The following is a 21,948-nucleotide window of genomic DNA, read 5'->3' as shown; positions in this document are numbered from 1 at the left end:
TTTTAATTTTTCATAAATCTCTGTAATTTAAGCATTTTTATCCTTTTGGCTGTTTATTTGAGATTAAGATTTATCAAAGACCTATTTTTTCATTGACCTTATCGTAGACTTCTTTTACTTTTTTAGGAGGATCAAATCGATACCCAACAGAGAGTTTTAGAGTAGAAATATTGTCATTCAATCGCGGATCGACTTTGTCATCTTGCGCAAAACCAATTGTGTTAAGACTGGCAAAACCAAAAAAACGGTCTTTGTTATAAGCCAATTTCAAATTGAAATCTACTTGATACAAAGCTGAGGTGTCTCCATCAATAATATTAATTCCGGCACCCAAAGCGAGTCCAGCGCCAATTAAGACGCGATCACTAATTACGAAATTGTAAAAATAGGAGGGCGCAAGCGTTAAAACATAAATATCGCCAGGTGACGAATCGGGAGTATTTAAATCTAAATTGGTGTAATAAAAAGAGAAAGTCGGAATAAAACTTCCAGAACTTTTGGTCTGCCATTCGTTTTGGCTTACCAATGTTTTAAAAGAGAATTTATCATTAAAAACATAAGCTGTCGAACCGCCAATTTTTGTTGTTCGCATATTGGGCAGTTGAGCTGTAATGTTGTCATCACTAATATAAAATCCTTTTTGATTGATAAAAGTGAACGACTGCATCCATTTTTTTAAATAAAAACGGGTGTTAAAATTAAAATTTTTGGAATGAGAATCTCCCTTATTTTGACTTAGAAATTTGGGAGCAAAACCAATTGTGATATCAATGATTTTATAGTTTAATGTAAAACCGATTTGTTCTCTTCGATTCGGAATTAGATTTACATATGTTTTGGAATCCTGACCAGAAGCAATCTGAAAACTATTAGAAGTATCTAAATAATAAACACTAGCAGTAATTTTATCATTATATGATTTAAAATACGGATTTTGCAGGGAATCGTTTTGGGCAAAACACCCAAAAATGCTGATAAAGAATGTGGCGTAAATCAGTTTCAAGATCATGTGGTATTTAAAAATGCTTCGGAGAAGCAAAATATTTATAGCAATTATAATAATCGAATAGCATTTGAAGCTCCAGCAGAGCGACATAAATTAAACATCATTAAACAGATATTCATTTTTAAAATCAATATTGAATAATTTTAGAAATGCGATATATTCTTCTTTGAACGTTTTGGTTTTATGATGTTGTTCTTGGTTTTCAATATACTTTATTACAGATGTTAATTGTGAATGACCGTACGAAAAAGCACCAAAACCTGTTTGCCATTCAAATTTTCCATTAATCCATTTCTGTTCATTTATGAATTTGGATGAACTTGATTTAATGTCTCGTACCAAATCTGATATTGAAACATTTGGTTTTATCCCAACTAAGATATGAATATGATCTGGCATTCCGTATATTGCAATCAATTTTTGTTTCTGATTGACAATAATTCCTATAATGTATTTATAGATTTCATCTTTCCAATTTTTAGAAATCAGGTTCTGTCTTCCTTTTACGGCAAAAACGATTTGAATGTATAATTGAGAATAGGTATTAGCCATGTTTTTAAGTAAAATTTATAATCAGTAAAGCTAATTAATAATTTTAATTTGTAGGATAAGTATTCTTTTTTTTTCGGTATTAAATAAATATGTCGCTCCTCTGGAGCTTGATACTGGGGATGCAAATTGTTCTATAAATATTTTGCTTCTCCGAAGCTTGTTCGTTGAGCTATTATTTGGGTTCTATAAATATTCCGTCCCTCTGGGAATAGTTGAACAAAAAAATGCTCCAGCGGAGCAAAATATTTATAGAAATTGAATCGACAACAAAAAAAGAAGCCCCAGAGGGGCGACATATAATTATCAAATTAAATAAATTTTTAGACTACGAAATCCACTCACGCGGATTTGCCAATACATGAATCAATTTTTCTTCTTCACTACCTGCTTCTGGATGATGATCGTAAACCCATTGCACATGCGGAGGCAAACTCATTAAAATACTTTCGATTCTTCCGTTGGTTTTTAGACCGAACAAAGTGCCTTTGTCATGAACCAAATTAAATTCAACATAACGGCCACGACGGATTTCTTGCCAGGTTCTTTGCTCTGGAGTATAAGAAAGGTTTTTTCTTCTTTCTACAATTGGAACATAAGCTTCAAGGAAACTATTTCCCACTTCGGTTACGAAATTGTACCAGTTTTCCATTGACATTTGCTCATTTGCTTTGCAATAATCAAAGAACAAACCGCCAAGTCCTCGAGCTTCATTTCGGTGTGCGTTCCAGAAATACGAATCGCATTGTTTTTTATATTTTGGATAAAACTCTGGATTGTGTTTGTCGCAAGCAGTTTTGCATGTTTGATGAAAGTGAATTGCATCTTCCTCAAACAAATAATAAGGCGTTAAATCCTGTCCGCCGCCAAACCATTGCTCAATTACTTTTCCAGATTCGTCATACATTTCGAAGTATCGCCAATTAGCGTGCACGGTAGGAACCATAGGGTTTTTTGGATGCAGTACTAAACTTAATCCGCAAGCAAAGAAATCTGCTTCGCCAACACCAAACATTTTCTGCATTGTTTCAGGAAGTTTTCCGTGAACGGCCGAAATGTTTACACCACCTTTTTCGAAAACTGCTCCGTTTTCAATGACGCGAGTTCTTCCGCCACCGCCTTCTGGACGTTTCCATAAGTCCTCACGAAATTTTGCAGTTCCGTCAACAGTTTCTAATCCAGCGCAAATCTGGTCTTGTAAGTTTTGTATATATGCGTAAAATTTGTCTTTCATGATTTTATATATTCTGATTTAAGAAGTCCGAAATAAACGGTGTTTTGCAAAGTGCCGTCACCATTTCTAAACTCATCTCTTAAAATTCCTTCTTGTTTAAAATTATGTTTTAGAGCGATTCGCTGACTTGCTAAATTTACTTCTGATGTACAAATGAAAACTTTATTCATTTTTAATTCATCAAAACAAAATTCAAGCACGTCTGAAACCATTTTGGATGTAATTCCTTTTCCTTGAAAATCCTCATCAATAAAATAACCTAACTCACATTTAGAAATCCGATAATCGATAGTTTTTACACATAAATAACCAATTAGGTTATTTGTTTTGATGTCTCGGGCAAAGAAATAATATCCTTCGCTATTTCTTTCCTTGTTTTTATTAACTGAGATAAAATTTTCTGCTTTTTCTGGTGAGTCAGAATTAGCTAGTGTTACAGGAAATGTTTTTCCAATATGATTTTTATTCTTGTCGATTAGTTTGTAAAACTCCTCAGGAAGAACGTTTTCAATTCGATCTGTTTTCCAATCTATAAAACTCATATGTGATTGTTTTTTAAAGATGCGATTTTGGTATTTATTCCAAAAGAAAAAACCTTGCTTTCTTGTTGGATATATTGATATATTGCGAGGGCTTTTCCTAGAAAGTCAAATTGTTTCTCTGCAGAAAGGCCCATTAAAATATCAGCAAATTGTTCTTGCTGATTCCAGTCTAAATGGCATCGTTGTAAAAGCAGAATTAATTCCTCTTCTGGAATTTCAATTGTTCTTTGTAGGCTTAAGCCAAAACTTTTCAATTGTTCATCAATAAGAGTTGTATCTTCAGCATTCCAAAACTTTGGAACAAAAATTAATGCATGCAAAGTTCGTAGAGTATTCTCTATTCTAATAGATTCTTCGTCTCGTAAACCTTTATTCAACATAATTTAGAATTTATTCGATTTGACAGTTGTTCGGCTAAAAACTAGTTTTTCATTTTGAAAAGAATCTTTTTTACCAAAGTTTTTTAGTATTCGATAAATAAAATATAAAACAGGCAAAGCATAATAAATAAATCCCATACAGATAGGCACATAAGGCTTTTCTATAAATAACCCGCTTGATTTAACGGTTTGGAAATAATGTGATTTTTCTAAAAACTCATTTGTCAATCCGAATGGAGGTACTATAGAATTTCCAATGCAAACCGCTAGGATTAGGAAAAAGTAGAAAACCGCTTTTGCTGCAGATTTTCCCATTTGATATACTCTGACTTCTGGCGCTACATTTGAAAAGGCAAATCTCATTCTGTTTAAAACCGTAAGCAGATAAATATAAAGAATGTTAGTATTAACTACTGATTCATTAAAAGAGTAGGCAAATAATCCGTAGAGCGGGAAAAACACAAAAAGCGACCATTTTTTTGGCATGACCGCCATAAAAACTCCTGAATGAACCATTATAAACTCAAAAGCCATCAAAACAGCCAAATCATTTATAACGCTAACTGGATGTAATTCTGGATGCATCCAAACCATCAAAAACACATAGGCGTAGTACGCCTGAAATCCGTATTCGATAAATGAAAACGGTGAGTTTCTGTTGAGGTTTAGGTTTGCAAGCATATTTTTGAGTTGATGGTTGTTGGTTTATGGTTGATAGTATTTATATCCAACAACTATCAACCATAAACTATCAACTTATTAATTCCCGTATTCCTTAACCGCGTCAATAAACGCTTTTGCATGGTCTACAGGTATATTTGGTAAAATTCCGTGACCTAAATTTACAATATATTTATCTTTTCCGAATTCGTCGATCATTTCGTGAACCATTTTTTTGATTGTCGGAATTGGAGAAAGCAATCTTGACGGATCAAAATTCCCTTGTAAAGTAATGTTTCCACCAGACAAATAACGCGCATTTCTAGCCGAACAAGTCCAGTCAACTCCTAATGCAGAAGCTTTACTTTTACCCATTTCGCCAAGAGCAAACCAACATCCTTTTCCGAAAACAATAACTGGAGTAATATCTGCTAAAGCGTCAACAATTTGGTTGATGTATTTCCAAGAAAATTCCTGATAGTCAACAGGAGAAAGCATTCCTCCCCAAGAATCAAAAATCTGAACAGCATTTACTCCAGATTTTACTTTTTCTTTTAAATATAAAATAGTCGTATCGGTAATTTTTTGCAATAAAGTGTGTGCTGCAGCTGGATTTGAAAAACAGAATCCTTTTGCAGTATCAAAACTTTTAGAACCTTTTCCTTCAACAGCATAACAGAAAATTGTCCAAGGAGAACCCGCGAAACCAATTAATGGCACTTCGTCGTTCAGCATTTCCTTAGTCAATTTCACAGCATCAAAAACGTAACCTAAAGTTTCATTTACATCTGGGACATAAACTTTATGAACATCTGCCAAAGAACGAATCGGATTTGGAATTATTGGTCCCAAATTGTCTTTCAATTCTACGTGAATTCCCATTGCACGCGGCACTACCAAAATATCCGAAAATAAAATCGCAGCATCTGGAGCAATTCGGCGAATTGGCTGAACTGTAATTTCAGCAGCTAATTCTGGAGTTTCGCAACGCGTAAAAAAATCATATTTATCACGAAGTTCTCTAAATTCAGGTAAATATCTTCCAGCCTGACGCATCATCCATACTGGCGGACGTTGAACTGTTTCTCCTTTTAATGCTCTTAAAAATAGGTCGTTTTTTAACATTGTTTTTTTATTTTAGGTGCAAAGTCGCAAAGTGACAAAGTTGCAAAGTTTTTTATTTGTATTCGTGAATTACATCTTCGATCACATCCTCGATTGTTGGCTGATCTGCAATAATAATGTTTTTCGTGATTTTACTTAAAGCTTCTGCGGTCGTATCACCGATGCAAAAGCAGATTTGTTTATTAATGGTATTATCCTTCAAATAACTTTTAACTCCAGATGGACTAAAAAACAAAATCGCTTCTGGATTTGCTTTTATTTTCTGAGGTTGCAGCGTAGTTTCGTAAACCTGAATTTCATTGAATTTAATTCCAGCTTCTTTTAAAGCTTCCGGTAAAGTATCTCTTCTCAAGTTTCCGCTGAAAAAAGTATAGCTTTCATTGCCATAAATCAAAGTGATAATTTCAGCTAAATCAGAAGCATAACCAGTGTAAGCAATAACATTGAATCCGTTATCTGTCAATAAAGTTTTGGTTTTAAGACCAACACAGTACACGTTTTTCTTTTTTAGTTCCTCTGATTTTGGGTCAGATAAAACGCTATGAACAGCATTTTGACTTGTAAAAATCAGACTCTCGTTAAGGTCTTTTAATTCGAAAGCCTTGTTTTCGGTTTTAATAAAATCGGCTTCGATTAATTCGACGCCATATTTCATCAACTCTTGTTTATGAAGTGGAGATAATATTTTAGTAGATAGTATTTGAACTGATTTTGCCATTATTTCTTCAGAGATTCTTTGATTTTCTGCATTAATTCCGTTCCTCCATTATTCAAAATCTCTTGCGCAGAGTTGAAACCTAGTTTTTTCCATTCTGAAATGTCAACCGTTTTGTCAATTTCCAGCTTTTGTTTTCCATCAATAGAAAGCAAAACGCCTTGAAAATGCAACGTATCTTGATCTTCGTTATACGTTACCAAAGCTCCAATCGGGGCAGTACACCCTCCTTCGAGTGTTCTTAAAAACTGACGTTCGATATGCGTACAAATTTCAGTTTCAATATCATTTAACTGAGAAAGCGCATCCAAAGTATAGTTGTCATTTTCCATTGCCACAACAAGCATTGCTCCTTGAGCCGGCGCCGGAATCATCCAATCCAAATTGATGAAGTTTTCAGGTTTTAAGTTGATTCGCTCTAAACCTGCAGCTGCAAAAACAGCTCCGTCCCAATCATTGTCCTGCAATTTCTGCATACGCGTATTTACGTTTCCACGTAAATCAACTACTGTATGATTTGGGTATTTGTTAAACCATTGTGCCTGACGTCTAAGACTTCCGGTTGCAATGGTACTTGGATTTGTAAAATCAGGATTTCCTTTATGAACTAAAATATCCAAAACATTAGCTCTTGGCAAAACAGCTGCCTGAACAATTCCTTTCGGTAAAGCCGTTGGAACATCTTTCATAGAATGCACCGCAATATCAATATCGCCATTGATCATAGCAATGTCCAGCGTTTTGGTAAAAATTCCTGTGATACCTAACTCATAAAGAGGTTTGTCCAGAATAATATCACCTTGAGATTTAACCGCAACAATTGAAGTTTTATAACCTAAATCATTTAGTTTTTTCTCGACAGTATGTGCTTGCCAAAGTGCTAATTCGCTATCGCGCGTTCCAATTCTGATTGTTTTTTCAGCCATGTTTTGTTTTTTGAACCATATAAGTTATATAAGGAAATTTAAGTGGTTTGAGTAAAACACAGTTTTTAAATGAACTTATATAACTTATATGGTTTAAATTTTATTTAAGATGCTTTTATTTTGAAAACTTTCTCGATCCATTCGATGCTTTCATCAACCATGGTATCGTCGTCTTTTAAATGATTGGCAAAATGAGTAGTGATTTTCTGGATGATTCGGTTACTGATGATTTCAGCTTGCTCTTCATTAAAATCGGCGATTTTTTTACTTTGAAAATCTAGTTCCGAAGCTTTTATAGCGTTTAATTTCTCTTTTAAAGCATTAATTGTCGGAGCAAATTTTCTTCCTTTCATCCAAGTAACAAATTCTTCTTTGATTTCTTCGATGATCGCTTCAGCAGCTGGAATGTGTAATTTTCTGTTTTCCAAAGTTTCATCTGTCAATTGAGACAGATAATCCATGTGAATTAAAGTTACGCCTTCTAATTCCTCAACGTTTTCATGAACGTTTTTCGGAATCGATAAATCCAGAATCAACAAAGGTTTTTTAAGATTTAAGATGGCTTTGTCAACTGTTGGGTTTTGCGCCCCTGTTGCAACAACTACAACATCGGCTTTTTGAAGTTCTAAATGTAATTCAGAATAATCTTTAACAATCAGATTTAACTTTCCTGCTAATTTCTCTGCTTTATCTTTAGTTCTGTTGATCAAAGTGATATGCTCGTTTTTAGTATGTTTTACTAAATTCTCGCACGTATTTCTTCCAATTTTCCCAGTTCCAAAAAGTAAAATGTTTTTGTTGCTGATATCTTCAACATTCTTCAAAATATATTGTACAGATGCAAAAGAAACCGAAGTAGCACCAGAACTGATTTCTGTTTCCGTTTTAATTCTTTTGCTCGCCTGAATTACCGCATTTACCAATCTTTCCATAAAAGCATTGGCTAATCCCATTGATTTTGAATGTGTAAAACTGGTTTTTATTTGAGATATAATTTCAAAATCGCCTAAGATCTGACTGTCTAAACCAGTTCCTACGCGAAACATATGATTAATTGCTTCTTGATTTTTGTAAACGAAACCTACTTTTTGGAAAGCATCTACAGATCCGTTACTATTATCGCAAATAAGTTTTATTAATTGAAATGGATGTTCAGCAAAACCGTAGATTTCAGTTCTGTTGCAAGTTGAAGTAACTAGTAAACTTTCTATTCCATCGTTTTTAGCTTGTTCTAGCAGGCGAGTTTTCGCAACGGCGTCCAAACTAAATTGACCTCTAACCTCAGCATCAGCTTTTTTATAACTCAGACCAACTGAGTAAAAATAAAGGTGTTTCGGTACGTTATTGTTTTCCATAAATTCACTTTCATAAAAGTGCAACAAAATTATTACTATAGCATCGATAAAAATAACGCTAAAAGTACTTTTTATGTCGCTGTATGTTTTTTTGAACCTAAATAGGTGTTTTTGAGTAAAAAGGACTACTTTTGTAGCAAAATCAACTCGTTTGAAGTGATTAGTTTAGAGTCGTTCTAAATAACATTTTGAGTTTGTTTTGATTTTCGTTTCAAAAAAATATCGCTATGAGTTCTCAAGAAGTTATAAAAATTGAAGACGACTTTACGCTGATCCGTTTTCAAAATGATGGTCCAGAACCTTTTTATGCACAGCACGAAATAATAGGTACTGGCCTGATACAGTTTCACTTCGGGATAAAAGGAAATGCAAAATTTTTATTCAATCAAGGCAATTACGCTTTAGAATTGAAAGAGGAAAAATCGTTGCTTTTATACAATCCACAGAAAGAATTGCCGCTAAATCTAGAGCTGGCTCCAAACTCGTGGGCGATTTCAGTAATTGTCTCCATCAAGAAATTTCACGCCTTATTTTCTGCCGAAGCCGATTATATTACTTTTCTAAGTCCTGATAATAAGGATAAAAAGTATTATAACGAAGGGAATATCAGTCCGTCAATGGCGATTGTTCTGAGTCAGTTGTTTCATTACAATCTTCATCCATCCATAAAAAATCTATATTATAAAGGAAAGGGATATGAATTGCTGAGTTTATATTTCAATAGAACAGAAGATCCAAATGCAGAACAATGTCCATTTTTGATTGATGAAGATAATGTTCTAAAAATCAGAAAAGCAAAAGAAATTGTAATCGCTAATATGTCCGAACCGCCAGGATTGCAAGAATTGGCAGATGAAATTGGTTTGAATTTGAAAAAACTCAAAATGGGTTTCAAACAGATTTATGGCGATACGGTTTATGGTTTCTTATTCGATTATAAAATGGATTTCGCCAGAAAACTTTTAGACAGCGGTTCTTATAATGTAAACGAAGTAGGACTGAAGATTGGCTATAGCACGGGAAGTCATTTTATAGCTGCATTTAAAAAGAAATTCGGAACAACACCAAAAAAATATTTGATGTCGATTAATGCGAATGTTTAATTTGTTAGCCACGAATGCACGAATTAATCTGCAAAAATCTGTGTGAAAAAATTTCACGAACTAGCTAATCAATTTTGAATATTCAATAATAAAGAAAAAGTAATAAATATCATATTTCAAATAAAGTACAGCGTTTACTTTTGCCGAAATTTTTAAAAACAAATAAAAAGCTTAAAGCCTAGTGCTTAAAGCATAAAGCAAAAAATACATAATGAAAGGCGCACTTTTAATAAACTTAGGATCACCAGACAGTCCAACACCAAAAGATGTAAAACCCTATTTAGACGAATTTTTAATGGATAAATACGTAATCGACGTTCCGTATTTATTGAGAGCATTATTAGTTCGCGGTATTATTTTAAGAAAAAGACCAGAAGAATCGGCTCATGCTTACGCTAAAATCTGGTGGAAAGAAGGTTCGCCGTTAATTGTTCTTTCTGAAAGAATGCACAAAAAAGTACAGCCTTTATCAAATATTCCAGTTTCGCTTGCAATGCGTTACGGATCTATGACAATCGAAAAAGGCTTGCAGGAATTAAGCGATCAGGGCGTAACAGAGGTATTACTTTTTCCTTTATATCCACAATATGCAATGGCTTCTACTTTGACCATTTTGGTTTTGGCAGAAGAAATCCGCAAGAAGAAATTCCCTCACATGAAGTTTTCAGATGTTCCAGCGTTTTTCAATAAACCAGATTACATCAAAAATGTTGCAGATTCAATCAAAAAACATTTACGTGATTTTGATTATGATCAGTTGGTGTTTTCGTATCATGGAATTCCAGAGCGTCACGTTCGTAAAACAGATAAAACAAAATCACATAAAAAATTCGTAACCAACGAAATGTGTTGTGAAGTTGGAACTCCAGAAGCCGAATTCTGCTATAGAACACATTGTTACGAAACAACGCGTTTGGTGGTTGAGCAATTGGGAATTCCAAAAGACAAATATTGCGTGACTTTCCAATCGAGATTAGCAGGAGACAAATGGCTTGAGCCTTATACTGATGTTGAAATTGACAATATGCCAGCAAGAGGAATTAAGAAAATTGCGGTTGTAACTCCAGCTTTCGTTACCGATTGTTTAGAGACTTTAGAGGAAATCGCAATGCGTGCCAAAGAAGATTTTGAAGCAAATGGAGGAGAAGAGTTTTTAGCAATTCCTTGCTTGAATGATGATGATGAATGGTGCGAAACAGTTGCTGGTTGGATTAACGATTGGGCTAAATAATTTCAATTTTTATAAATGAATAAATTAAAATATTTTTCGATTTTACTTTTTGCTTTAGTAACAATTATTGGATGCAAAAAGAAAAACACTTTTGAAAATAATCGTTTTTTTGATAAAACATTCAATTGGGAAATTACAATTCCTGATGATTATGAAAAGGTAATCCAAAAAGAAAAAGGAGAAGTAAAAGGAGATACAGCTTTGGTTAAAAAAGAAAACTCCATTGTAGCTTTTAAAAGAGATGAAGCAAATTACTTTTCTGCAAATTACGAAAACTATCCTACCGGAGATGCTCGTGGAGCCGATCTAAAGATGAGATTAAAAGATTTTCTTCTTTTAAAAGATATTGGAAAAGTCTATCCAAAAGGTAAAATGGGAGATTACGTGGTAAGCAGTGAAAAAATTTCAGGTTTGGAATTTAGAAAATCTAAAATCGAAGTTACTGAAGATGGAAAAACAGTTGCTACAGCAGTAATTTTTTCGAAAGGATTTGGAGACAAAATCTTTATCGCTTCAATAGTGTATGAAGATGAAAATTATGGTAAAGATATGATTGATCTTTTTAAAAAATCGACTTTTAAAAAATGATGGAATACTATAACTATCTAAAATCACTGCATCTTATCTTCGTGATTACTTGGTTTGCGGGTCTATTTTATATTGTGCGTTTGTTTGTGTATCAGATTGAAGCCAACGAAAAACCTTCGCCAGAAAAAGAAATTCTACAAGCACAATACAAAATAATGGCCTACCGTTTGTGGTATATCATTACATGGCCATCGGCGATTTTGGCAAGCATCTTTGCTTTTTGGATGCTGTTTTTTACAGAGGCAGGAAGCGTTTGGATCAAAATGCCGTGGATGCACGTAAAATTATGTTTCGTTTTCCTATTATATTTATATCACGGAAAATGTCATCAGATTTTTAAGCAATTACAAAGAGATGAGGTAAAATATTCCAATAATTTTATGCGTTTGTGGAATGAAGGCGCAACCATTATTCTATTTGCTGTTGTCTTTTTAGTAGTTTTAAAAAGTGCCATCAACTGGATTTTCGGCGTAATCGGGATTATTTTATTCTCGGTTTTAATTATGCTGGGATTCCGTTTTTATAAAAGAATTAGAGAGAGAAAATAGTTTTTTTAGTTTCAGGTTTCAAGTTTCAAGTTGCCAAACGCAACATAACCTGGAACTTGAAACCTGAAACAAACAAAACAAAAACAAGATGCTAAACTTCAAAATGTCAATGCTTTCCCTTCGTACCAGGATTTTCCTGTCGATGATTGTATTGATTGTTGTGGCATCTTTTTTATTGGCTTCGATTTCGATTATTCAGTTTAAAACTGAGGCCAAAGAATATCATCAGGAACGTTTAGAACGAAAAGAAAATGCGGTAAAAGAACATATCAATTACGTTCTGGCGACCACGACTTATCCTTTAAAAACTCAGAATTTAGATTTAATTTTTAAAGATAAAATTCATGAGCTGGCGCAGATTCATAAAATCGAAATCAATATTTACAGTTTGGATGGAAAACTTTTAAAATCATCCAAAGAATCTTTTGCGGTTGATAAAATTGCACCTCCCATTCCGGAATATATTCTTAAACTGGTTCGTTCTTCTATCGAAAAGCGTTTTGTTGATATTAAAACGATTGATGGAGTCAAAAACCGATCTTCATACAGTTTAATTAAAGACGAAAAATTCAAACCGCTCGGAATCTTGAATCTTCCATATTTAGAAGATGATGGTTATTATGATAATGAGTTGAATACTTTCTTAATTCGTCTGAGTCAGGTGTATTCTTTTATGCTGATTGTTGCTTTTGCTTTGGCATATTTCCTTTCGACTTATATCACAAAATCGTTGAAAACCATTTCAGATCGTTTAGAAGAAACCAATTTGGATCAGAAAAACGAAAAAATTGTGTTAGAAGCTAACAGTAAAGAAGTCAACTTCCTGATCAAAGCTTATAACGGAATGGTGGATAAACTCGAAACGAGTGCAATTAAGCTAGCACAAAGCGAACGTGAAGAAGCTTGGCGCGAAATGGCGAAACAAGTTGCGCACGAAATTAAAAATCCGCTTACGCCGATGCGTTTGACGGTTCAGAGTTTCCAGAGAAAATTTGATCCTGCGGCTCCAGATGTAAAACAAAAAATGAATGATTACTCCGAAACTTTAATTCAGCAAATAGATACCATGACGGCTGTGGCTTCGGCATTTTCCAACTTTGCTTCGATGCCTGCACAGCAAAATGAAACTTTAAATGTTGTTGAGGTTGTCGAACTGGCTTTAGATATTTTCAACGAAGATTATATTTCTTTCGAAAAAGAAGAAGAAGAAATCATTTCTAAAATGGATCGTACACAATTGATCCGTGTCATTACCAATTTGGTTAAAAACGCGACTCAGGCAATCCCAGAAAGTCAGTTTCATAAATCAATTGTAGTTACTGTAAAAAGACAGGATAATAATGTTGAAATTGCGGTAAAAGACAACGGAATCGGTATTCAGAAACAAGACATCGGAAGAATTTTCGAGCCAAAATTTACTACCAAAACCAGTGGTATGGGACTTGGACTCGGAATTATCAAAAACATTATCGAAAATTACAAAGGAACAATTACCTTTGAGTCAACTTACGGAAAAGGAACCACATTTACGGTTTCTCTCCCTATCACCAACTCATAAAATAAAGCATCATGAACTACGAAAATCTTTTAATTTCTATTGAAGGGAATATCGCAACCGTTACTATAAACAGACCAGCAAAATTAAACGCTTTAAACAAAGAAACTATTAGCGATCTGAGTAAAGCGATTAAATTATTGGGTAAAAATGATGATATCCGCGTTATTATCTTAACAGGAAGTGGCGAAAAAGCATTTGTTGCCGGAGCTGATATTTCAGAATTTGCTAATTACACTATTGTCGAAGGCGCACAATTGGCCGCTGAAGGTCAGGAATTGCTATTTGACATGATTGAAGGTTTGAAAAAACCAGTTATTGCAGCAATAAACGGATTTGCATTAGGAGGCGGATTAGAATTGGCAATGGCTTGTCATTTCAGAATCGCTTCGGATAATGCAAAAATGGGACTTCCAGAAGTTACTTTAGGATTAATTCCTGGTTATGGAGGGACGCAGCGTTTACCGCAATTAATTGGAAAAGGCCGCGCAATGGAAATGATCATGACAGCAGCGATGATTACTGCCGAACAAGGAAAAGAGTATGGTTTAGTAAACCATGTTGTGCCTCAGGAAGAATTACTGTCATTTACAAACGTGATTGCGCAGAAAATTATCAAAAATGCACCTTTCGCTATCGGAAAAGCTATAAAAGCAATCAATGCTAATTTTGCAGATGGTAAAAACGGTTTTGATGTAGAAATAAAATCTTTCGGAAAATGTTTCGGAACACAAGATTTTAAAGAAGGAACTACAGCATTTTTAGAAAAACGTAAAGCTGAATTTACAGGAAAATAGTTTTTTTTTAACCGCAAAGTTCGCAAGAAAATTTAAAAACTTAGCTCCCGATAGCTATCGGGATTACGTAAATCTTAGCGACCTTTGCGGTTAAAATAATAGACAACGATTTTAAAACCTTAGTCCCGATAACTATCGGGATAGCATCTTTGAACCTTAGCACCTTTAAAAAAAATGTACGAACCAATATTTGCCCTTTTTTGTGAACGAGTTAAAGAAAGCATCCAAAGCGGCACTTTCGCAAAACTGACTTTGGCCAAAACTATGGGCGATACAGAGCTTAAAAATGTTTATTTCCGATTGGTTCTCAATGAAGATAATACATTCTCAATTTCGCTTACTTTTAGATATAAAACAGAAGAAATAGAGAGCATTCACACTTTAGATGAAGCCTTATTAATTTTAGGCACACACATCAAAAATCCTTTTTTAACTGCGCTTTTGTTTACAACTGACGATGATGTTACGTTTAAAGTAAATAAAAAGAACGCGGGAAGTATTATTGAGCAAGCGCCAACTTTTAAAAATGCTTCGCCAGTTATGCTGGAAATGATTGAAAAGGGGATTGTTTAATAATAACTAATTTGTCAGGCTGAGCGAAGTCGAAGCCCTAGTTTGGTGAATCCTCTTTACGAAACTTCGAATTCGCTCAGCCTAACAAAAGATATCTTATTAAAACTCTTAGAGTATCTATGTGAAACTTCTTTGTGAATCTCTGTGTAATAAAACACTAAACCAACTTCACAAACAAATTAGAAGCAATTTTATTAGAAATCGATAATTCTCTATCATTCACTTTAATTTTTACCGATAGATCGAAAGATTCTTTAGAAAGCAATTCAATTTTTGATCCCAAAGCGATTCCCTGTTTGTCCAGATATTTCAAAAACTCTGAAGAAGTGTCTTTTACGCCAACACAAACTCCTGCTTGATTCTCTTCAAGCTCAGATAAAAGGTATTTCTCAATTTTAATGATTCGCCCATTTGCATCTGGAATTGGATCGCCGTGAGGATCTTCGGTCGGATTGCCGAGAAAATCATCTAGACGATTAATCAATTGTTCCGATTTAATGTGCTCTAACTGTTCTGCAATATCGTGAACCTCATCCCAGCTAAAGTTTAGTTTTTCAACCAAAAAAACCTCCCAAAGACGATGTTTTCTAACAATCATTTTGGCAGCCAGTTTTCCGTTTTCGGTTAAAGAAACCCCTTGGTATTTTTTATAATTAACCAAATCTTTCTCTGCCAGTTTTTTTAGCATATCGGTTACAGAGGAAGCTTTCGTTTCCATAATTTCTGCAATAGCATTGGTGCTGACTTCAGTTTCCAAAGCGGCTGTCAGGTGATAGATCGATTTTAAGTAGTTTTCTTCTGAAAAGGTCATTTTTTTTAAGCTTCTAAGGTTCTAAGGGGCTGAGGTCCTAAGGTTTTGTTTTGAAGTTTTCGAGAGAAACCTTAGAACCTTAGCGACTCAGTACCTCAGCACCTTTTATTTAACAATCAACAAAGGTATCGAAATTTTATGTCTCAATTTATCTACTGTTGTGCCGAAAAGAATATCTTTCAATCCAGTGTGGCCGTGGGTTCCCATAACGAGAATATCAAAACTTCCTTCGTTTATAATTTTCGGAATTACGCTGTTTGGTTTTCCAAATCCGAGTTCGGTTTTAATTTTGAACCCTTTTTCGGAAAGCATTTCTTTATATTTTAATAATAATTTTTCGTCGATTGTAGTTTCATGATCGTGAATATTAACGCCATACATTAAAGCACCAACGGTTTCTACAATGTGAATGAGCGTATATTCGGTGTCAATGCCACCCAATTCGAAGGCTTTGTTTAATGCAGCTTCGTCAGCATGTGAGAAATCTACAGAAATAGCGATGTTTTGAATGCTCTGACTTTTTCTTGGCGAAAACTTCAATTTAAGATGGTGTGGTGAATGATTTATTGTTTTTGATTTGAATTTGGCGATAAATGGTTTGAAGACGATATACAGCAATAAAGCTGCGAATCCGAAAGCTAGTGGAACTACCGTAAACCAAAGTACCATTGGATGATTTGAACTTGCTAACCAAGAAGTGATTTCGTCATAAACCAATTTCGCATTCAGAGAAACAATGATCGTCGCAATAATCCAAGAAACGACCTGAGTGGTTCTGGAAATATGAAAACCATTCATTTTTGATTTATCGCTCACAAAGTGTATAAGGGGAATAATGGCAAATCCGAGCTGTAAGCTTAAAATAACCTGACTTAGAATTAAAAGTTTTCCTGTTACGCTTTCGCCATAAATTAAAATTACGATTACGGCAGGAATAATAGCAATTAAACGAGTTATGATTCTTCGAACCCAAGGCTGAATTCTGAAATGCAGATAACCTTCCATTACAATTTGTCCTGCAAGAGTCCCTGTTACGGTCGAACTTTGTCCAGCAGCGATCAAGGCAACAGCAAATAAAACTGGTGCCCATTTGGTTCCTAACAACGGTTCAAGAAATTGATGCGCGTCTTGAATTTCGGCCACTTCATACATTCCGTTTTTATGGAAAGTCGCGGCTGCAAGAATCAGAATAGCAGCATTTACAAAGAAAGCTAGGTTTAAGGCAATTGTAGAATCGATTAAATTGTATTTTAAAGCCTGTTTGATTCCTGCTGGCGTTCTATCGAATTTTCTGGTTTGAACTAAAGACGAATGCAAGTACAAATTGTGAGGCATTACAGTTGCTCCAATAATTCCGATGGCAATATATAAAGCAGCTGAATTTGGAATCGAAGGAATAAGTCCTGCTAAAACTTTACCCATTTCTGGCTCAGCAAAAATCATTTCAAAAATAAAAGAGAAGCCAATTATGGCAACTAAAGCAATAATAAAGGCTTCCATCTTGCGAATTCCTTTATTGATCAAGAAAAGTAGTAAAAAGGTGTCTAAAACGGTAATGAGAACTGCTTCGAGTAACGGAATTCCGAAAAGAAGGTTAATTCCGATTGCCATTCCGAGAACTTCGGCAAGATCACAAGCCGCAATTGCAATTTCAGCAAGAAAATATAAAATATAGTTGATGTATTTGGAATAGGTTTCTCGAGAGGCTTGCGCAAGGTCACGCTGTGTTACAATTCCGAGGCGAGCGCTCAAACTCTGCAATAGCAGAGCCATTAAGTTACTCATTAATAAAACCCAGACTAAAGTGTATCCGAATTGGCTTCCGCCGGCAATATCAGTCGCCCAGTTTCCCGGATCCATATAGCCGACACTTACAAGATAAGCGGGACCTAAGAAGGCTAAAATTTTTCTAAAACCCTTTTTTTTATTTTCTGTAGAAACCGATTCGTGGACTTCTTCTAAAGATTTGGTCATTGTAAAAGTATTGTTTTCACAAATATAGAGAAAAATTATATTCGCGAAACAATATTTTTAGACGAGTCTAAAAGTTAAATGTTAGAATTTAAACAATTCGGACACAATCCCGATAAAGTAAAATTAATCTCGTTTACTTTATAGTTATGAGGCATAATATAGCTTGGTTTTACATTCTCAAGACAAGTAATCTCATGACAATTCTCGCAGCTAAAGTGCGCATGGTTGTGAATATGTACGCGCTGATGTGAATGATTGCATTTGGCATACTTTACCGTTCCGTCTAAATTGGAAATTTTATGAATAATATCTTCATTCATTAATCGGTCCAAAATTCTGTAAATGGTAACGCGATCGCACAAATCATTTAATTGTTTCTGAATTTCGGTATGTGAAAGAGCCGTTTTAGATTTCTCAAACACCTCTAAAACAGCTGTCTTTGCTGCGGTATTACGTGTAGTCTTCATTTTTTACGAAATTAAAATTTAAACGCAACAATGTTGCAATTGATAAAATTGTATATATTTGCAACAAAATTGCATTAAGCAAAAGTACACATAATGAAGAAAATAAGCACATCCTTTTACGATATTTTAGGAATTTCGAGCGCAACCATTTGTCTGGTGCATTGCTTGATTTTTCCTCTTTTAACGATTCTCCCTTTAGGCTTGAGTCACAACCCAATTATAGATTTACTATTTGCTTCGATAGGTTTATTTGCAATTCTCAAAATTATAAAAAAATCAGCTCTTTTGGTATCGTCCATTTTGGTTGTTTCAATGGCGCTGATTTGGATTAGTATTTTGGCAGAACTCTTTTTAGAAATTCATCTTGATCTGATCTATTTTGGTGGAATCGGAATGATTATCGGGCATTTAATCAATTATAAATTACATAAAAAACAAAATCATTAAAGAGAGAAATATGGAACAGAAGCATTTTGAAGTGATTATTATTGGTGGCAGTTATAGCGGATTATCTGCCGCAATGAGTCTAGGACGTTCCTTGCGTCAGGTTTTGGTTATCGACAGCGGTTTGCCTTGCAACAGACAAACACCGCATTCTCATAATTTTATTACACAAGATGGTGAGAAGCCAGCAGTTATTTCGGCGAAAGCCAAATTGCAAGTAGACATTTATAAAACGGTTCAATTTTTTAACGGACTTGCTGTAAAAGCAGTTAAGACAGAAAGCGGTTTTGAAATTACAACCGAATCGGGAGCTGTTTTTACTTCGAGAAAAGTATTGTTTGCAACTGGAGTTAAAGACCTGATTCCTGAAATTGAGAGTTTTGCGGCTTGTTGGGGAATTTCGGTTTTACATTGTCCGTATTGTCATGGTTATGAAGTTAAAAACGAAAAAACAGCAATTATTGCCAATGGAGAAATGGGATTTGAATTTGCTAAATTGATTTCGAACTGGACTAAGGATTTACGATTATGTACCAACGGAAAATCGGAATTGAGTTTAGAACAAACTCAAATTCTTAAAAATCATGGTGTTCAGATTTTTGAAGAAGAAATAGATTCTTTTGAACATAGTAAAGGATATGTTTCGAATATCGTTTTCAAGAATGGAAATAAAGTTGAAGTTAAAGCCATTTATTCGCGACCAGCGTTTGAACAGCATTGTTTGCTGCCAAAAGATTTAGGCTGTGATATAAATGAACAAGGTTTATTAAAAGTTGATGCGATGCAGAAAACAAATATTGCTGGAGTTTTTGCCAGCGGAGATTGTACAACACAAATGCGATCTGTGGCCATTGCGGTTTCTACGGGTTCGTTCGCTGGCGCGGTCATTAATAAAGAGCTTATTGACGATGATTTTAGTCAATAGATAAAGAGTAGTTCAACCATATAAGTATATAAGTTCATTTCAGCACAAACTTAAATTATCTTATATAACTTATGTGGTTTAAAAAAACATAACATATTGAACTCAATCAGTTTGAAAATTTTTGTTTTAAGAATAATTATTTGTCAAATTTAATTTTTAGTTTTGTCTAAATTTAATTTTATAATAATGAAATATTTATTTTTGACAATATTAATAATTGCAACAAAAAGTGTTTTCTCTCAAAATATCACTGGAAAAGTAGAAAGTATACTTCCTATTGATCAGGAAATTACCATTCGTTTATTAAATACAAACTTTAGAACACAAGCTGATTCTTTCGGATTTTATAAATTAGAAAATATCCCAAACGGAACTTATAAAATAAACGTAACCTCAACAGGATTTAAACCCATAACCCAAAGAATTACAATTGTAGAAAATGAAAATCTGAATCTTGATTTTGAATTAGAAGAAGATCAAAATGAATTGAACGAAGTGGTGGTTTCAGGAACGTTAAAACCTGTAAAACGATTAGAAAGTGCCGTTCCTGTTGAGGTGTATTCACCAACATTCTTCAAGAAAAATCCAACACCAAGTATTTACGATGCGCTTCAAAACATAAATGGCGTTCGTCCACAGTTAAATTGTGGCGTTTGCAACACAGGAGACATTCATATCAACGGATTGGAAGGTCCATATACTTTGGTGATGATTGACGGAATGCCAATTGTGAGCAGTCTTTCTACGGTTTATGGCTTGTCTGGAATTCCGAATTCTTTGGTGGAACGAATCGAAATTGTAAAAGGTCCAGCCTCGTCTCTTTATGGAAGTGAAGCGGTTGGAGGATTAATTAATATCATCACTAAAAATCCGACTAACGCACCCGTTTTTTCAGCCGATTATTTTACGACTTCTTATTTTGAAAGTAATCTAGATTTGGGAATGAAATTTAATGTGGGAAAAAAGGCCATTTCGCTTATTGGTGTTAATTACTTCAACTATGATCAAGTAATCGATAAAGATAAAGATAATTTTACCGATGTAACGCTTTCTGAACGTATTTCGATTTTTAATAAATGGAGTTTTCAGCGAAATCAAAATCGCCTTTTTACCATTGCTGTACGTGGAATGTATGAAGATCGTTGGGGCGGAGATATTCGTTGGGAGAAAAAATACCGAGGTGGTGACGAAATTTACGGTGAAAGCATTTACACCAAAAGAGCCGAATTAATTGGAAGTTATCAATTGCCGTTTGAAGAAAAACTGATGCTTTCGTTCTCTGGAAATGTGCATTATCAGGACAGCCGTTATGGAACAACATCTTATATCGCCAATCAGAAAATTGGATTTTTACAACTGACTTGGGATAAAAAAATTGGTCGAAACGATTTATTAGCAGGAATTGCAAGCCGATACACATACTACGACGATAACACAACTGCAACAAAAGAAGCCGAAAACACTTGGCTTCCAGGAATTTTTGTTCAAGACGAAATTACCTTTTCTCCAAAAAGTCAGGTTTTGCTGGGAATGCGTTACGATTACAATTCGATTCACGGATCTATTTTCACACCAAGATTTGCTTACAGATTTAAGCCAAACGAAAACACCATTTTTAGATTAAATGCAGGAACTGGGTTTCGTGTCGTCAATTTATTTACCGAAGATCACGCGGCTTTAACGGGTTCTAGAGATGTTATTATTAGAAACGATTTGAAACCCGAACAGTCTATAAATGTGAATTTAAATTATATTCAGAAAATCAATTTTGGCAATGGAACGTTTATGGGAATTGAAACGACTGCTTTTTACACGAGATTTAGCAATAAGATTATTTCTGATTACGAAACAGATCCCAACAAAATCATTTACGACAATATTGATGGTTACGCATTAAGTCAAGGAATCAGTACGAATATCGATCTTAATTTTCCATCGGGATTAAAGTTTATTATCGGAGCCACGGTTTTAGACAATAAAAACGTTGAGAACGGGATTTCTGAAAGACCTTATTTGACGGAGAATTTCACCGGAACTTGGAGCATTTCGTATAAAATTCAGCCTTGGAACTTGTCGATGGATTATACTGGAAATGTTTATAGTCCGATGAAATTGCCTTTGTTGAGCGAAACCGATCCAAGAAGTCCAGATTCGCCTTGGTATAGTATTCAGAATATTCAGTTTACCTTTTCAGGTTGGAAGGATTTTGAAGTTTATGGAGGAATTAAGAATCTGTTGAATTTTACTCCGAAACAGAATAATCCATTTTTGATTTCGAGAACCAATGATCCTTTCGACAAAAATGTGCAATACGATTCGACAGGAAAAGTTCTGGTTACGCCTGATAATCCCTACGGTTTGACATTTGACACAACTTATGTTTATGGACAGAACCAAACAATTCGCGGATTTTTGGGATTGCGATATACTTTTAGGTAAA

The 21,948-nt window shown here is 34.5% G+C and carries 23 protein-coding genes; 10 read left to right on the top strand and 13 right to left on the bottom strand.

Annotated elements, in window-relative coordinates; translation table 11 throughout:
• Positions 1–73: 73 nt before the first annotated feature.
• From OZP10_RS08695 to hemA, 10 genes are all read right to left on the bottom strand, one after another.
• Positions 74–1,009: a DUF4421 family protein gene (locus tag OZP10_RS08695; protein WP_281634315.1), complete on the bottom strand. Its 936-nt coding sequence runs from the start codon at positions 1,007–1,009 to the stop codon at positions 74–76.
• Positions 1,010–1,099: 90 nt separating this feature from the next.
• The gene (gene tnpA, locus OZP10_RS08690) at positions 1,100–1,558 is read right to left on the bottom strand and encodes an IS200/IS605 family transposase (protein WP_281634314.1); all 459 of its coding nucleotides are present in this window, start codon (positions 1,556–1,558) and stop codon (positions 1,100–1,102) included.
• Positions 1,559–1,883: 325 nt separating this feature from the next.
• Positions 1,884–2,789 (bottom strand): oxygen-dependent coproporphyrinogen oxidase, encoded by a 906-nt coding sequence (gene hemF / locus OZP10_RS08685; protein WP_281634313.1) that lies wholly within the window; start codon positions 2,787–2,789, stop codon positions 1,884–1,886.
• The gene (locus tag OZP10_RS08680) at positions 2,786–3,331 is read right to left on the bottom strand and encodes a GNAT family N-acetyltransferase (RefSeq protein WP_281634312.1); all 546 of its coding nucleotides are present in this window, start codon (positions 3,329–3,331) and stop codon (positions 2,786–2,788) included. The genes hemF and OZP10_RS08680 overlap by 4 nt, the downstream gene beginning before the upstream one ends.
• Entirely contained in the window at positions 3,328–3,711 is a 384-nt protein-coding gene (locus OZP10_RS08675) for a hypothetical protein (RefSeq protein ID WP_281634311.1), read from the bottom strand. The genes OZP10_RS08680 and OZP10_RS08675 overlap by 4 nt, the downstream gene beginning before the upstream one ends.
• A 3-nt stretch (positions 3,712–3,714) precedes the next feature.
• On the bottom strand, positions 3,715–4,392 hold the full coding sequence (locus OZP10_RS08670) for a hypothetical protein (RefSeq protein ID WP_281634310.1): 678 nt from the start codon (positions 4,390–4,392) through the stop codon (positions 3,715–3,717).
• A 78-nt stretch (positions 4,393–4,470) separates the two neighbouring features.
• Positions 4,471–5,496, bottom strand: a complete 1,026-nt coding sequence (hemE, locus tag OZP10_RS08665; RefSeq protein WP_111377708.1) for a uroporphyrinogen decarboxylase — start codon at positions 5,494–5,496, stop codon at positions 4,471–4,473.
• Positions 5,497–5,548: 52 nt separating this feature from the next.
• Positions 5,549–6,214 (bottom strand): uroporphyrinogen-III synthase, encoded by a 666-nt coding sequence (locus tag OZP10_RS08660; RefSeq protein WP_281634309.1) that lies wholly within the window; start codon positions 6,212–6,214, stop codon positions 5,549–5,551.
• On the bottom strand, positions 6,214–7,137 hold the full coding sequence (hemC, locus tag OZP10_RS08655; protein WP_281634308.1) for a hydroxymethylbilane synthase: 924 nt from the start codon (positions 7,135–7,137) through the stop codon (positions 6,214–6,216). The genes OZP10_RS08660 and hemC overlap by 1 nt, the downstream gene beginning before the upstream one ends.
• Positions 7,138–7,241: 104 nt before the next feature.
• On the bottom strand, positions 7,242–8,492 hold the full coding sequence (gene hemA / locus OZP10_RS08650) for a glutamyl-tRNA reductase (RefSeq protein WP_073410229.1): 1,251 nt from the start codon (positions 8,490–8,492) through the stop codon (positions 7,242–7,244).
• A gap of 227 nt (positions 8,493–8,719) precedes the next feature.
• Between hemA and OZP10_RS08645 the strand changes: the two genes are divergently transcribed.
• From OZP10_RS08645 to OZP10_RS08615, 7 genes are all read left to right on the top strand, one after another.
• Entirely contained in the window at positions 8,720–9,595 is an 876-nt protein-coding gene (locus OZP10_RS08645) for an AraC family transcriptional regulator (RefSeq protein ID WP_177211578.1), read from the top strand.
• A gap of 211 nt (positions 9,596–9,806) precedes the next feature.
• A complete protein-coding gene (gene hemH, locus OZP10_RS08640) occupies positions 9,807–10,826 on the top strand; it encodes a ferrochelatase (RefSeq protein WP_177211579.1) in 1,020 nt (339 codons plus the stop codon).
• A 15-nt stretch (positions 10,827–10,841) separates the two neighbouring features.
• Entirely contained in the window at positions 10,842–11,414 is a 573-nt protein-coding gene (locus OZP10_RS08635; RefSeq protein ID WP_281634307.1) for a hypothetical protein, read from the top strand.
• Entirely contained in the window at positions 11,414–11,962 is a 549-nt protein-coding gene (locus tag OZP10_RS08630; protein ID WP_281634758.1) for a CopD family protein, read from the top strand. Before OZP10_RS08635 ends, OZP10_RS08630 begins: the two co-directional genes overlap by 1 nt.
• A 142-nt stretch (positions 11,963–12,104) precedes the next feature.
• Positions 12,105–13,520, top strand: coding sequence for a sensor histidine kinase (locus tag OZP10_RS08625; protein ID WP_281634757.1), 1,416 nt, complete (start codon positions 12,105–12,107; stop codon positions 13,518–13,520).
• A gap of 11 nt (positions 13,521–13,531) precedes the next feature.
• Positions 13,532–14,314, top strand: coding sequence for an enoyl-CoA hydratase/isomerase family protein (locus OZP10_RS08620; protein ID WP_281634306.1), 783 nt, complete (start codon positions 13,532–13,534; stop codon positions 14,312–14,314).
• Positions 14,315–14,488: 174 nt separating this feature from the next.
• Positions 14,489–14,887: a hypothetical protein gene (locus tag OZP10_RS08615; protein ID WP_111377756.1), complete on the top strand. Its 399-nt coding sequence runs from the start codon at positions 14,489–14,491 to the stop codon at positions 14,885–14,887.
• A gap of 157 nt (positions 14,888–15,044) precedes the next feature.
• Here the strand turns inward: OZP10_RS08615 and OZP10_RS08610 are convergent, their stop codons facing one another.
• The 3 genes from OZP10_RS08610 to OZP10_RS08600 form a co-directional block, all read right to left on the bottom strand.
• The gene (locus tag OZP10_RS08610) at positions 15,045–15,698 is read right to left on the bottom strand and encodes a metal-dependent transcriptional regulator (protein WP_281634305.1); all 654 of its coding nucleotides are present in this window, start codon (positions 15,696–15,698) and stop codon (positions 15,045–15,047) included.
• Between the two features lie 105 nt (positions 15,699–15,803).
• Positions 15,804–17,672, bottom strand: a complete 1,869-nt coding sequence (locus OZP10_RS08605; protein ID WP_281634304.1) for an Nramp family divalent metal transporter — start codon at positions 17,670–17,672, stop codon at positions 15,804–15,806.
• 74 nt (positions 17,673–17,746) lie between these two features.
• Entirely contained in the window at positions 17,747–18,139 is a 393-nt protein-coding gene (locus OZP10_RS08600) for a Fur family transcriptional regulator (protein ID WP_281634303.1), read from the bottom strand.
• 93 nt (positions 18,140–18,232) lie between these two features.
• Between OZP10_RS08600 and OZP10_RS08595 the strand changes: the two genes are divergently transcribed.
• The 3 genes from OZP10_RS08595 (at position 18,233) to OZP10_RS08585 (ending at position 21,947) form a co-directional block, all read left to right on the top strand.
• Positions 18,233–18,586: a MerC domain-containing protein gene (locus OZP10_RS08595; protein ID WP_281634302.1), complete on the top strand. Its 354-nt coding sequence runs from the start codon at positions 18,233–18,235 to the stop codon at positions 18,584–18,586.
• A gap of 10 nt (positions 18,587–18,596) precedes the next feature.
• The gene (locus tag OZP10_RS08590; RefSeq protein ID WP_281634301.1) at positions 18,597–19,508 is read left to right on the top strand and encodes an NAD(P)/FAD-dependent oxidoreductase; all 912 of its coding nucleotides are present in this window, start codon (positions 18,597–18,599) and stop codon (positions 19,506–19,508) included.
• A gap of 186 nt (positions 19,509–19,694) precedes the next feature.
• Positions 19,695–21,947 carry a TonB-dependent receptor gene (locus OZP10_RS08585; RefSeq protein ID WP_281634300.1) on the top strand — a complete coding sequence of 751 codons (2,253 nt, stop codon included), beginning with the start codon at positions 19,695–19,697 and terminating at the stop codon, positions 21,945–21,947.
• Position 21,948 lies beyond the last annotated feature (1 nt).

It is taken from the genome of Flavobacterium luteolum (assembly GCF_027111275.1).
Taxonomy (GTDB): Bacteria; Bacteroidota; Bacteroidia; order Flavobacteriales; family Flavobacteriaceae; genus Flavobacterium; species Flavobacterium luteolum.
The sequence above is the reverse complement of the archived record's forward strand: the minus strand, read 5'-3'. Positions and strand labels throughout refer to the sequence as shown.

Excerpts from the sequence above, each read along its gene's own strand:
- OZP10_RS08695 (WP_281634315.1), bottom strand. The coding sequence starts at position 1,009 with ATGATCTTGAAACTGATTTACGCCACATTCTTTATCAGCATTTTTGGG.
- tnpA (WP_281634314.1), bottom strand. The coding sequence starts at position 1,558 with ATGGCTAATACCTATTCTCAATTATACATTCAAATCGTTTTTGCCGTA.
- hemF (WP_281634313.1), bottom strand. The coding sequence starts at position 2,789 with ATGAAAGACAAATTTTACGCATATATACAAAACTTACAAGACCAGATT.
- OZP10_RS08680 (WP_281634312.1), bottom strand. The coding sequence starts at position 3,331 with ATGAGTTTTATAGATTGGAAAACAGATCGAATTGAAAACGTTCTTCCT.
- OZP10_RS08675 (WP_281634311.1), bottom strand. The coding sequence starts at position 3,711 with ATGTTGAATAAAGGTTTACGAGACGAAGAATCTATTAGAATAGAGAAT.
- OZP10_RS08670 (WP_281634310.1), bottom strand. The coding sequence starts at position 4,392 with ATGCTTGCAAACCTAAACCTCAACAGAAACTCACCGTTTTCATTTATC.
- hemE (WP_111377708.1), bottom strand. The coding sequence starts at position 5,496 with ATGTTAAAAAACGACCTATTTTTAAGAGCATTAAAAGGAGAAACAGTT.
- OZP10_RS08660 (WP_281634309.1), bottom strand. The coding sequence starts at position 6,214 with ATGGCAAAATCAGTTCAAATACTATCTACTAAAATATTATCTCCACTT.
- hemC (WP_281634308.1), bottom strand. The coding sequence starts at position 7,137 with ATGGCTGAAAAAACAATCAGAATTGGAACGCGCGATAGCGAATTAGCA.
- hemA (WP_073410229.1), bottom strand. The coding sequence starts at position 8,492 with ATGGAAAACAATAACGTACCGAAACACCTTTATTTTTACTCAGTTGGT.
- OZP10_RS08645 (WP_177211578.1), top strand. The coding sequence starts at position 8,720 with ATGAGTTCTCAAGAAGTTATAAAAATTGAAGACGACTTTACGCTGATC.
- hemH (WP_177211579.1), top strand. The coding sequence starts at position 9,807 with ATGAAAGGCGCACTTTTAATAAACTTAGGATCACCAGACAGTCCAACA.
- OZP10_RS08635 (WP_281634307.1), top strand. The coding sequence starts at position 10,842 with ATGAATAAATTAAAATATTTTTCGATTTTACTTTTTGCTTTAGTAACA.
- OZP10_RS08630 (WP_281634758.1), top strand. The coding sequence starts at position 11,414 with ATGGAATACTATAACTATCTAAAATCACTGCATCTTATCTTCGTGATT.
- OZP10_RS08625 (WP_281634757.1), top strand. The coding sequence starts at position 12,105 with ATGATTGTATTGATTGTTGTGGCATCTTTTTTATTGGCTTCGATTTCG.
- OZP10_RS08620 (WP_281634306.1), top strand. The coding sequence starts at position 13,532 with ATGAACTACGAAAATCTTTTAATTTCTATTGAAGGGAATATCGCAACC.
- OZP10_RS08615 (WP_111377756.1), top strand. The coding sequence starts at position 14,489 with ATGTACGAACCAATATTTGCCCTTTTTTGTGAACGAGTTAAAGAAAGC.
- OZP10_RS08610 (WP_281634305.1), bottom strand. The coding sequence starts at position 15,698 with ATGACCTTTTCAGAAGAAAACTACTTAAAATCGATCTATCACCTGACA.
- OZP10_RS08605 (WP_281634304.1), bottom strand. The coding sequence starts at position 17,672 with ATGACCAAATCTTTAGAAGAAGTCCACGAATCGGTTTCTACAGAAAAT.
- OZP10_RS08600 (WP_281634303.1), bottom strand. The coding sequence starts at position 18,139 with ATGAAGACTACACGTAATACCGCAGCAAAGACAGCTGTTTTAGAGGTG.
- OZP10_RS08595 (WP_281634302.1), top strand. The coding sequence starts at position 18,233 with ATGAAGAAAATAAGCACATCCTTTTACGATATTTTAGGAATTTCGAGC.
- OZP10_RS08590 (WP_281634301.1), top strand. The coding sequence starts at position 18,597 with ATGGAACAGAAGCATTTTGAAGTGATTATTATTGGTGGCAGTTATAGC.
- OZP10_RS08585 (WP_281634300.1), top strand. The coding sequence starts at position 19,695 with ATGAAATATTTATTTTTGACAATATTAATAATTGCAACAAAAAGTGTT.